Below are 10577 nucleotides of genomic sequence, written 5' to 3'. Positions count from 1 at the left end.
GCTGATATTTACGCGCAGGTTAACGTAACAGTGCCCGCCCGACCCCACATCGTCGCAACACCGGCTGAAACACCAGTCGCATAGCGGAAGTTTTCGGGCTGAAACAGCGCAAGCGCATCAAGCCCTTCTGCCCCAAGAAGAGACTGTGTTCTGACGCGATCGATCTGGCTCATCAAATTCTCTCGATGCAATGGTTGGGTGGCTGCATCTGCGCAGGCCATTATTTTTTTGTCGCTTATATAGAACTGAGCCGCCTCATAACGCAATTTTTGCAGCGCAATGGCTATCAAGCTATCGTGAAGCATAAATCGTCTACCAATTTTGTTTATTATAGAATAATCTTCTAAAGAATCCTCGTATGGTCTGACTGCGCCGCTTATCGTTGTTCTAGCGGTCGCTGTATAACCTGTATCAACTGAGGGCTTTATAGCGACCTCGAAGCAGGAGAATAAAATGAGCGGTTTGACCATTCGCAATCGCAAAATGAAGCTGAGCAACTGGGGCCTGACGACAGCGCTGAGCGTTGCGCTGGCATTCGGCTCGTTCGCTCAGGCTCATGCGCAGCAAGGCAACCCGGACGCCACCATCAATATCGGGTCGCTCTACGAGCCGCAGAACCTCGATAACACTGCAGGCGCAGGTCAGGGCATCAACGAAGCTTTCAACGGCAATGTCTATGAAGCGCTGTTCCGCCTGGACGACAATGGCAAAGTTGAGCCGGTTCTTTCCAAGGACTACACGGTCAGCGACGATGGTTTGACTTACACGTTCAAGCTTCAGCCGGGTGTAAAATTCCACTCTGGCGCGCCACTGACCTCGAAGGACGTCAAGTTCTCCATCGAGCGTGTTGCAGCGCCTGAATCCAAAAGCTCGCGCAAAAGCAGCCTCAAGACCATTACAGGCGTCGAAACGCCAGATGATGAAACTGTTGTTGTGAAGCTTTCATCGCGCTCGATCTCGCTCCCTTACAATCTCAGCTATGTCTGGGTTGTGAATGATGAAGCGACCGATTTCCAATCGAAGGAAGATGGTACCGGACCTTACGCGCTGGAAGACTGGCGCCGCGGTTCATCGCTCGCGATCAAGCGCTTTGACGATTACTGGGGCACCAAGCCGAAAAACGAAGAGGTTGTCTTCCAGTATTTCACCGACGCAAGCGCGCTTAACAATGCGCTTCTGACGGGTTCGGTAGACATTATCACTTCGGTTCAAAGCCCGGATTCGCTGGCTCAGTTCAAGGACAATCCTGATTTTACCGTCAGCGAAGGCAAGTCCACGACCAAGCTGCTGCTTGCCTATAACGACCGAATTGCGCCCTTCGACAATGTGAAGGTACGCAAGGCACTGGCGCGTGCTATCGACGACAAGAAGCTGCTGAATGCTGTCTGGGGCGATTATGGCACACTGATCGGCTCGTTCGTTCCGCCAACAGATCCCTGGTATGTCGATCTGACGGGTGTAGATGCCTATAATCCTGAAAGCGCGAAAGAGCTTTTGAAGGAAGCTGGTTATCCCGATGGCTTCACTTTCACCATTGATACGCCGAATTATGACCCGCACCCAATTGCCGCGCAGTTTATCCAGAGCGAACTGGCCAAGATCGGTGTGAAGGTGAATATCAATGTGATCACGGCCAATGAATGGTACACAAAGGTCTATAAGGCGCATGATTTTCAGGCAACCTTGCAAGAGCATGTGAACCACCGCGATATCGTGTTCTATGGCAATCCAGATTTTTACTGGGGCTACAACAATCCGAAGGTCGTTGATCTCATTAAGGAGGCCGAAGCCAGCACTACGACTGACGAACAGACAGCGAAGCTGACCGAAGCCAACAAGATCATTGCAGAAGACGCAGCCAGCAACTGGTTCTACCTCTATCCGCAGATCGTGGTTTCTAAAAAGTCAGTCAGTGGCTATCCGCTCAATGGTTTGAATTCGCAGTTCTTTGCCTATGATATTACAAAGGCCGCTGAATAATCAGCTGTCCATAATCGAGAACTGATACTCGACACAGAGCGCCGCCTGAATTATTTTCCGGCGGCGTTATCGCATTCTGAGTGGCCAAAAACTGCTCCCTCGTGCCTGAGAGGTATTCGCCATTCTTGCCTATATCCTGCGCCGTTCGGCCATTCTGTTCGTTTCGGTATTCATCGCAGCTATCGTTCTGTTTTTGCTGTTGCGCCTTTTGCCGGGCGATCCGGCCAATGCGCTTGTGTCGGTTGGTGCCGATGCGGCACAGATCGAAGCAGCCCGCAAACAGGTCGGTTCCGATCTGCCGCTTTATCAGCAGTTCACGCAATTTATCGGCTCGCTTGTCCGCTTTGATCTTGGCAATTCCTTTGTCAGCGGCGCGCCTGTTCTGACCGAAATTGGCAAACGCCTGATCGTGACGTTGCCGCTCACATTAATGGCATTTGTACTGGCAATTATCATCGCAGTACCACTCGGTATCCTGTCGGTTGTGCGTCAAAAAAGCTGGTATGGCTCCATCATTTCCGTTGTTTCGCAGCTTGGCATTGCCGTGCCGGTTTTCTGGATTGGCATTCTGCTGGTCTGGGTCTTTGCAGTGAAACTGCGCATGTTTCCATCGGGCGGTTTTCCATCACGTGGATGGCAATCCGCACCTGCTGCATTTCAATCGCTGACATTGCCTGTCATCACCATCGCGATTGTCATGTCAGCATCGCTGATCCGCTATGTTCGCTCGGCAACGCAGGACGTTTTGGGCAGCGACTATCTGCGCACGGCACGCGCGCTGGGTTCCACGTTCTCGCAAGCGCTGATCCGTCACGGCATTCGCAATGGCGCGGTTCCGGTAATTTCAATCCTCGGCATCGAACTCGCATCAACGCTTCTCGGCGCTGTGGTGGTAGAACGTGTTTTCTCGCTTCCGGGCCTTGGTTCGATGCTGCTTTTGGGTATTGAACAGCGTGATTACCCCAATGTGCAAGGCGTCCTGTTCGTCTCGACGCTTCTGGTTCTTCTGATGGGCTTTGCTGCCGATTTGGTGCAACGTTTGATCGATCCGCGATTGCGCAGCCGGTCTGCGGGAGGCCGCGCATGAGCAGCATCACCACATCTTCGCAACGTTTCCGATTGCCTTGGCCGCTCGTAGTCGGCGGTATTCTTGTTGGCATTCATGTCGTTGTTGCACTGCTTACCCTGTTCTGGACGCCTTATGGCCTCGGCGACATGGTTGGCGGACGGCTGACAGCCCCTTCGTGGGCGCACTGGGCAGGCACAGATCGCCTCGGTCGTGATTTGATGACACAGATCATGATTGGCTCACGCATCGCACTGATTGTCGGGCTTGGCGCTGTTGCGATCAGCGCTGTGATCGGCGTGACCATCGGCGTTCTGGCTGCTTTTGCGACGCAGACGCTCGACGATATGCTGGCAGCGACGCTCGATATTCTGATCGCTTTTCCGACATTGCTACTGGCCATGCTGATCGTCGCTTCAAGCGATGGTGCAAGCCTTTCTACAGCCATTCTCGCAATCGGCATTGCTGGTGCTGCAATTGTTGCAAGACTGACCCGCATTCTGGCAAAGCGTGTTCTGGCGATGGATTATGTCACAGCGTCGCGCATATCCGGCACTTCGTGGCTCGGTGTTGTTCGTATCCATGTGCTGCCGAACATCTGGCCGACACTGATTGTCAATTTCGCACTCCTGTTCGGACTAGCCGTGATTGCCGAAGCTTCATTGTCTTATCTTGGGCTTGGCGCGCCACCACCAAACGCCTCCTGGGGGCGATTGCTGCAGGAAGCGCAGGCTTCGGTTTATACAGCTCCCTTCGGTGCAATCGCACCGGGTCTGGCGCTCGTTTCACTCGTCATCGGGCTTAATCTTTTTGCAGATGGCTTGCGCGATGTGGCCGATCCAACGCGGAGGAGGCAACGATGAGCCCATTGTTGAACGTCGAAAATCTTGAGATCGAAACAGCAGGCCGCGTTCTCGTTTCTGGCGTGTCTTTTTCGGTTGCGCAGGGCGAACGCGTCGGCCTGATCGGTGAATCCGGCTCCGGCAAATCACTGACCGCATTGGCCGTCATGGGACTGCTTGCGGACGGAATGAAAGCAAGCGGCTCTATCACGCTCCAAGGCCATCAGATTATCGGGGCGCGTGATCGTGCGCTTGTTCCGCTGCGTGGGCGAAGCGTCGCCGCCGTCTTTCAGGAACCGATGACCGCGCTCGATCCGCTGATGCGCATCGGCAAACAGGTGGCCGAAGTGGTGCAGCGCCGTGCGTCGCGCGATGGCCGCAAGCTTGGCAAAGCGGAACTCGAACGCGAGGTTATTGCGCTCCTGGATCGCGTATCCCTGCCGGAACCGACCCGCATCGCCAGCTCATGGCCTCATGAGATTTCGGGCGGCCAACGCCAGCGCGCAGCAATTGCCATGGCACTTGCCTGTCGGCCAAAACTGCTGATCGCTGACGAGCCGACAACCGCGCTCGATGTCACGACGCAGGCGGAAATCCTCAAATTTCTTGAGCAACTCGTTCGCGATGAAGGCATGGGCCTATTGTTCATCAGCCATGATCTGCCGGTCGTTGCTAGCATCGCCGAACGCGCACTCGTACTCAGGCATGGCAATTTAATCGAGCAGGGACCAGTGACATCGCTTTTTGCCAATCCAGTTGAGGATTACACCAAGGGACTGGTTGCTGCAGCGCGTGCCTTCGACGATGCATTGGAGGTGGCACGATGAGCCTCATTGATCTTTCCAACGTATCTTTTGCCTATAGCGGCGGCAAAACCGTTCTCCATGGCATCGATCTCACACTTGAGAGCGGCAGCAATCTTGGCATCGTGGGTGAATCAGGTTCCGGTAAGACAACCATGCTCAAACTGCTGCTGGGATTGCAGGTTGCAACGTCCGGCGATGTGAATTTTCGTGGCCAGAAGCTCAACATCAAAGACCGCAGCTTTATGCGCGGTTTTCGTCGTTCTGTGCAGGCAGTGTTTCAGGATCCTTATTCCTCGCTCGATCCGCGCCAGCGCGTGTTCAACATCATTGCTGAACCGCTGCGCTCGCTGAAAATCGAGACGGACATATCGCAGGCTGTCGCCCAAGCACTGACTGCGGTCGATCTGCCAGAAGATGCAGCAACACGTTATCCGCATGAGTTTTCCGGCGGTCAGCGTCAACGTATCGCGATTGCGCGTGCAATTGTGGCCAATCCTGCCCTGATTATTGCCGATGAAGTGGTGAGTGCGCTCGATCTTACCACGCGTGCGCGTATCATCGATCTCATGCGGACATTGTCCGAACGCACGACTTTCGTGGTCGTTTCGCATGATATCGCACTTGTGGCTTTGCTTTGTGAGCGGCTGATTGTGCTCGAAAAAGGCCGAATTGTCGAACAGGGCAATACGCGCGATATTCTTGCCAGTCCGCAACATGCCTATACAAGAAAACTACTGACAAGTTTGCCGCGAATGCCAAAAGTAGATGCGCTTTAGAGCGCGTTTTGATCTGATTGTTTGTTTTAACACCCATCTTTTTCGAAAGCCGTTTCACACTTTTCGGATGCGCTTAAAAAAACACTGCCAACTCGTTACGAATTTCTTATTTCTATTCAATCACCTCTGGAAAGAGGCCATGATAATTCCTATGATAGAAATCCAATTCTTAAATTCCGAGGACAGTTTTGTTATTTGAAATCGTGACGGTGGTATTGCTGACAGTCCTCAACGGCGTCCTTGCAATGTCGGAACTTGCAGTTGTTTCCTCCCGTCCCGCAAGATTGCGCGTCCTCGCCGATAAAGGCAGCCTTGGTGCCCGGATGGCGATCGAACTGTCTGAAAACCCTGGCCGATTTCTATCCACTGTCCAGATCGGTATCACGCTGGTGGGTATTCTTTCCGGTGCTTTTTCTGGTGCAACACTCGGCGCACGCTTAAGCGGATGGTTGCTCAGTCAGGGCATCTCACCCGCACTTGCCGATGCACTTGGCGTGGGCTCTGTGGTCGTATTGATCACCTATCTGTCGCTCATTGTCGGCGAATTGGTGCCAAAGCAGATTGCTCTGCGCGAACCGGAAGTCATTGCAAGCCGTGTCGCCCCAACAATGAAAATGCTTTCTAAAGCGGCAGCACCGCTTGTTTGGCTCTTGGATAACTCTGGTCGTCTCGTTCTGAGGCTGCTCGGCCAGTCTGGGAAATTAGGCGATGGCGTGACGGATGAGGAAATTAAATCCGTCTTGGCAGAAGCGCATAGCGCCGGTGTCATTGAAACCGAAGAATCGCGCATGATTGCAGGCGTCATGCGTCTGGCTGACCGCACCGCACGCGGCATGATGACTCCGCGCCTTGATGTGGAAATGATTGATATCAGCGACAGTTTTGAGGAAATTCGCGAGCAATTGCAGCATAGCAGCCGCTCGCGTCTTCCTGTACGCGGTGAAAACTCCGACGAAGTCATCGGCGTTTTACAGGTACGCGATTTCTTCAACCAGCTTTCGTTAAAAGGTATCGTCGATGTCCGCGAAATCGTGAAAGATGTACCGGTCGTCTCTGATTTTTCAGACGCGCTTGATGTTGTTGAAGCCATCCGCGGCACGCCCACTCACATGGTTCTGGTCTATGATGAACATGGTCATTTCGAAGGCCTCATCACCGCAGGCGATGTGATGGAAGCCATCATCGGCGCGATGCAGGAAGATCACATCGAAGAACTGGCGATTGTTCGCCGAAATGACGGCTCCTATCTGGTCTCCGGATGGATGCCGATCGACGAGTTTTCGGCATTTTTACATTTTGAAGTCGAGGAAGATCCCGAATACAGCACCGTAGCGGGCCTTGCGCTTGAAGAGTTCAAACACCTGCCGGAAGTCGGTGAAACTTTCGTCAAAAATGGCTGGATTTTCGAAGTTGTCGATCTTGATGGACGCCGTATCGATAAGCTGCTCGTATCTGCAGAACACCCAATCGACGAATGATGGCTATCTACCTCAATTGACGTAAAAATTGCCGACGAGAATGATCAGAGCAAATGCACCAGCATATGCGACCCAAAACATGTCACTTTCAACGAAGCGTCTGAAGGCCATTCTCTCGTAATCTTTATTGGTCATCGCTTTATCCGCCATGCGGGAAATTCGCCCGCCGCGCTCCCAATATTTAATATGATATTAATAGTCAAGTTTATTTAGCGTTATATTACACATGCTTTATTGAGTTCTCTAAAATGTGAACAGGAGGCAATATCCACGACACCCATTGAATGATTGAAATGTCCTGCTGCTTTGAAAATTAAACCCGCATATGACCAAAAAACATTGCGGCATAGCTCCAATTCATGAAAAGAGTTGAGACATACCCTTCTTCCTGCAAGAATTCGCAGACACCGAAATCACCTGCTAAGGACCAGTGAATGAACGAGAATTTGGTGTCTGTGGATGAGGATCAGGAACGCGCACGTGTGGCCTGGCTCTATTTCATCGGCGGCCAGACCCAGCAGGAAATTGCCCAGCGTCTTAATATCACCCGTCTCAAGGTCAACAAGATCATCGGTCAGGTGCGAGAGTCGGGGCAAATACAAGTCAGTGTCAGCCTGCCGCTCGTGGATTGTATCGAGCTCGCGGAAAAAGTCGCTACACGCTATGGCCTTGCAGAGGTGGTTGTGGTTCCTGATCTTGATGATTATCTGGAGCAGAAGCGCGTTATTGGTGAAGCCGCAGGCGCGATGACCAGCGAATTAATTTCAGGGCGCGATATGGGCGTGGGTATAGCCTCCGGTCGCACACTCAGCTTCGCCGTAAGAAGCTTGAGAGCACGGCCAAAGCCTGAAAGCTGGGTGGTTGGTTTGACCGGCGGCGTGACGAGCGGCTCCTCCACCAATACGTTTGAAGTCGCAACCGCATTTGCGCGTGCGCTTGGTGTTGAATGTCACTATCTCACCGCACCCATCTATTGTGCCAACAGAGAAAGTCGCGATGCTATCCTGCTAAGCGACGAACTCACGGACGTTTTAGCGAGAACGGAAATTGCAGATATTGGCCTCGTCTCCTGCGGCTCGCTCACATCCGAGACGTCACTCACGCATATCAGGGTCGTGAAAGATAATCTCGACGCTGTACTGAGACTTGGTGCAGTTGGGGAGTTTCTAGGATATTTTCTTGATGCTCAGGGCAAACCAATCGATCATTTTCTCAATGATTCAATCATTGCCCTGCCGCCTGATAAGCTTAAACTCAAGCCTGCATCTATTCTGGTGTCAGGTGGATTAAACAAGATACCGATTATTCGCGCCATTCTGCGCGGCGGCTATGTCAATCGTCTCGTTACCAATGAAGGCGTGGCTCGCGCATTGCTGCAAGGTCCGCGTTAAACACTTATCAAAAACGTGTTAACCCCGACCCACAAATGGCATTTTTGTTGCCATCACCGTCATGGTCAACACATTGGCATCAAGCGGGAGACTTGCCATATACACAACCGCATTGGCTACATGCACTGGATCTATCGTTGCTTCAGCGGCATAATTGCCATTGGCCTGAATAACCCCGGTTGAAATTGTTTGCGTCATGTCACTTGCCGCATTTCCAATATCAATCTGGCCACAGGCAATATCAAAATCACGACCATCCAGCGCCGTGGACTTGGTAAGTCCCGTAATCGCATGCTTGGTAGCGGTATAAGGCGCCGAATTAGGGCGTGGCGTAGTAGCTGAAACAGACCCATTATTAATGATGCGCCCACCGCGTGGGTTCTGCGCTTTCATAATGCGGAACGCATGTTGCGTGCACAAAAATGCACCTGTCAGATTAGCCCCCACAATTCTATTCCAGTCTTCGAAACTTATATCTTCGAGCGCAACACCCGGAACAAAAACACCAGCATTATTGACCAGCAGGTCAAGCCGTCCAAATTTTTCGACAATCGCATCAAAAAGATTGCGCACGGCGACAGGGTCGCTGACATCGGCTGCAATAGCGTGAAAACTCCCTCCGCCATCCACTGCAAGCGCCTTGGCTGTATTGTCCAAAACGTCGATACGGCGCCCTGAAATCACAACCTCATAGCCTTGTGCCCCAAGCGCCTTGGCTATTGCACGCCCCACACCCGTGCCGCCGCCTGTCACCAGTACTATCGCGCCATTTCGTATAATCGATCCCTCACCCATTTCGGCTCTCCTTCCCCTACCAATCGCTTATCCTTACAATAATTAGCCATATTCAGAAAGAAACACGTGCATGCTCCGTTCAAGTAACCCTTGGATAGATCAATAGTGTTATAAAGCTGGCTCAAGGGGAACAAGAAGCAGGTTGTCATGGTACGTAAAAAACCGCCAAATGAAAGGCGCAGCGAAGAGCGACAGCAAACGCGACTTAGGTCTGGCAAGATCGTAAGTCTTGACGGGCGTTTTATTATCGAATGCCAGTTTAGAGATATCGCGCCACATGGAGCGCGATTGAGAACAACGGATGTGCCCAATTTACCAGAGCGTTTCTGGCTGTTCGACGATTTTTATGGCCGCGCTTTATTGGCGCAAGTTGCCTGGCGTGCCAACAGCGAAATCGGTGTACAGCTCATAAATGATGTGACTGTTCCGCCTCTGAACGAGGAACGACTGAGCCAGCTTGCTGGCAAATATTACTCTCTCTGAGCCGTTGCCTGCTGCCCTGACGGGGTAGCACCGCCACGCATGTTCATTGCGCGGATTTCAGCAGCCGAAATATAGTTGAACTGCTCGACCAGAATATCCTTGATCACCGGCTCGGGAAAACGCGAATTGATGTCTGCAATGATTGACGCGCGAACATCCTCAAAACTAACTTTCTCAACTTCTTTCGTATCCGAATAACTACCGTAAAATTTGCGAAATATCTCATCAGTGATGAAATATTCGAGCGGTACAGTCAACTTCTTACGGATATTGGTATCGACCGTGTAAACCAATTGAGTCACCACATAGCCGGCAACCGATCCATTGGTGATGATCGGCACGCTCATGACATCGGTCTTCACGTAATCAAGCCCGCCAAAGCCACCCGGCGATGCTGCGACCTCGTCAGAAGGGTTGCCACCCTTCTGAACAGCAAAATACAGCGAGCCTAAAGCGACGGCACAGATCCACAGACCAATGGCGATAATGCGGATCATCGAACGTGACCAAGCCTTGCGCTTTGGCGGCTGTAAGTGCCATCGGCATCCTGCGTTTCAAGCGCACCGCGAATAAGATCAGCAAGCTCGCCAACCGCGCGCAGGTGAAGTTGCAGCGCTTCGCAATTCTTTTCGAGCTTCTGTTTAAGGCTGTCGAGCAGCGGCTGCAAACCCTTCATCATGCTTGGTCCTGCAAGGTCTGAAGCCTTGGTCATCGCCTTGTTGAAATCATAAAGCCCACGGCTTTTGCGCGCATTAATTTCAGCGAGATCTGGATTGCCGCCTTCAAGCAGAAGGCGCGTTTCGGTATCGATCACATCTTCAAGATGTTTGATCGCCCGTACAACCGGCTTCAACGCAGCTTCCTGTTCGGCGTTTTGAACCGGATTGGCTAAAATCTGGCTCTGTTCTGACAGGCTAATTTCGGAGGGCACTGTTACGTTAACCTGCGCGTAAATATCAG

12 protein-coding genes and 1 pseudogene are annotated in these 10577 nt (G+C 52.2%); 8 read left to right on the top strand and 5 right to left on the bottom strand.

What is annotated here, in order from left to right:
* Positions 1-29: 29 nt before the first annotated feature.
* Positions 30-173 (bottom strand): annotated as a pseudogene (locus tag CEV31_RS19660) (aminopeptidase P family N-terminal domain-containing protein); the annotation flags it as partial.
* A 280-nt stretch (positions 174-453) separates the two neighbouring features.
* On the opposite strand from CEV31_RS19660, the gene CEV31_RS19655 reads away from it, so the two are divergent.
* From CEV31_RS19655 to CEV31_RS19625, 6 genes are all read left to right on the top strand, one after another.
* Complete coding sequence (locus CEV31_RS19655; RefSeq protein WP_094509770.1) at positions 454-1980, top strand: ABC transporter substrate-binding protein; 1527 nt, start codon at positions 454-456, stop codon at positions 1978-1980.
* Positions 1981-2116: 136 nt separating this feature from the next.
* Complete coding sequence (locus CEV31_RS19650) at positions 2117-3067, top strand: ABC transporter permease (protein WP_268876362.1); 951 nt, start codon at positions 2117-2119, stop codon at positions 3065-3067.
* Positions 3064-3909 (top strand): ABC transporter permease, encoded by an 846-nt coding sequence (locus tag CEV31_RS19645; RefSeq protein ID WP_094509766.1) that lies wholly within the window; start codon positions 3064-3066, stop codon positions 3907-3909. The genes CEV31_RS19650 and CEV31_RS19645 overlap by 4 nt, the downstream gene beginning before the upstream one ends.
* On the top strand, positions 3906-4715 hold the full coding sequence (locus tag CEV31_RS19640) for an ATP-binding cassette domain-containing protein (protein WP_094509764.1): 810 nt from the start codon (positions 3906-3908) through the stop codon (positions 4713-4715). The genes CEV31_RS19645 and CEV31_RS19640 overlap by 4 nt, the downstream gene beginning before the upstream one ends.
* On the top strand, positions 4712-5470 hold the full coding sequence (locus tag CEV31_RS19635) for an ABC transporter ATP-binding protein (RefSeq protein WP_094509762.1): 759 nt from the start codon (positions 4712-4714) through the stop codon (positions 5468-5470). Before CEV31_RS19640 ends, CEV31_RS19635 begins: the two co-directional genes overlap by 4 nt.
* A 188-nt stretch (positions 5471-5658) precedes the next feature.
* Positions 5659-6948, top strand: coding sequence for a hemolysin family protein (locus CEV31_RS19625; protein ID WP_094509758.1), 1290 nt, complete (start codon positions 5659-5661; stop codon positions 6946-6948).
* Between the two features lie 12 nt (positions 6949-6960).
* Here the strand turns inward: CEV31_RS19625 and CEV31_RS21465 are convergent, their stop codons facing one another.
* On the bottom strand, positions 6961-7083 hold the full coding sequence (locus tag CEV31_RS21465) for a hypothetical protein (protein ID WP_268876361.1): 123 nt from the start codon (positions 7081-7083) through the stop codon (positions 6961-6963).
* 299 nt (positions 7084-7382) lie between these two features.
* On the opposite strand from CEV31_RS21465, the gene CEV31_RS19620 reads away from it, so the two are divergent.
* A complete protein-coding gene (locus CEV31_RS19620) occupies positions 7383-8339 on the top strand; it encodes a sugar-binding transcriptional regulator (RefSeq protein WP_094509756.1) in 957 nt (318 codons plus the stop codon).
* Between the two features lie 18 nt (positions 8340-8357).
* Here CEV31_RS19620 and CEV31_RS19615 read toward each other — a convergent pair whose 3' ends face one another.
* Positions 8358-9134, bottom strand: a complete 777-nt coding sequence (locus CEV31_RS19615) for an SDR family oxidoreductase (protein ID WP_094509754.1) — start codon at positions 9132-9134, stop codon at positions 8358-8360.
* Positions 9135-9281: 147 nt separating this feature from the next.
* Between CEV31_RS19615 and CEV31_RS19610 the strand changes: the two genes are divergently transcribed.
* Complete coding sequence (locus tag CEV31_RS19610; RefSeq protein ID WP_094509752.1) at positions 9282-9617, top strand: PilZ domain-containing protein; 336 nt, start codon at positions 9282-9284, stop codon at positions 9615-9617.
* Here CEV31_RS19610 and CEV31_RS19605 read toward each other — a convergent pair.
* Positions 9605-10114, bottom strand: a complete 510-nt coding sequence (locus CEV31_RS19605; protein ID WP_094509750.1) for a hypothetical protein — start codon at positions 10112-10114, stop codon at positions 9605-9607. The genes CEV31_RS19610 and CEV31_RS19605 overlap by 13 nt on opposite strands.
* The gene (locus tag CEV31_RS19600) at positions 10111-10536 is read right to left on the bottom strand and encodes a flagellar protein FlgN (protein WP_374847582.1); all 426 of its coding nucleotides are present in this window, start codon (positions 10534-10536) and stop codon (positions 10111-10113) included. The genes CEV31_RS19605 and CEV31_RS19600 overlap by 4 nt, the downstream gene beginning before the upstream one ends.
* Between the last annotated feature and the right edge of the window lie 41 nt (positions 10537-10577).

Origin of the sequence: Brucella thiophenivorans (assembly GCF_002252445.1) — a bacterium.
Lineage (GTDB): Bacteria > Pseudomonadota > Alphaproteobacteria > Rhizobiales > Rhizobiaceae > Brucella > Brucella thiophenivorans.
The sequence above is the reverse complement of the archived record's forward strand: the minus strand, read 5'-3'. Positions and strand labels throughout refer to the sequence as shown.

What these genes read in the sequence shown, in the direction of transcription:
- CEV31_RS19655 (WP_094509770.1), top strand. Translation starts at nt 454, where the DNA reads ATGAGCGGTTTGACCATTCGCAATCGCAAAATGAAGCTGAGCAACTGG.
- CEV31_RS19645 (WP_094509766.1), top strand. Translation starts at nt 3,064, where the DNA reads ATGAGCAGCATCACCACATCTTCGCAACGTTTCCGATTGCCTTGGCCG.
- CEV31_RS19640 (WP_094509764.1), top strand. Translation starts at nt 3,906, where the DNA reads ATGAGCCCATTGTTGAACGTCGAAAATCTTGAGATCGAAACAGCAGGC.
- CEV31_RS19635 (WP_094509762.1), top strand. Translation starts at nt 4,712, where the DNA reads ATGAGCCTCATTGATCTTTCCAACGTATCTTTTGCCTATAGCGGCGGC.
- CEV31_RS21465 (WP_268876361.1), bottom strand. Translation starts at nt 7,083, where the DNA reads ATGACCAATAAAGATTACGAGAGAATGGCCTTCAGACGCTTCGTTGAA.
- CEV31_RS19620 (WP_094509756.1), top strand. Translation starts at nt 7,383, where the DNA reads ATGAACGAGAATTTGGTGTCTGTGGATGAGGATCAGGAACGCGCACGT.
- CEV31_RS19615 (WP_094509754.1), bottom strand. Translation starts at nt 9,134, where the DNA reads ATGGGTGAGGGATCGATTATACGAAATGGCGCGATAGTACTGGTGACA.
- CEV31_RS19610 (WP_094509752.1), top strand. Translation starts at nt 9,282, where the DNA reads ATGGTACGTAAAAAACCGCCAAATGAAAGGCGCAGCGAAGAGCGACAG.
- CEV31_RS19605 (WP_094509750.1), bottom strand. Translation starts at nt 10,114, where the DNA reads ATGATCCGCATTATCGCCATTGGTCTGTGGATCTGTGCCGTCGCTTTA.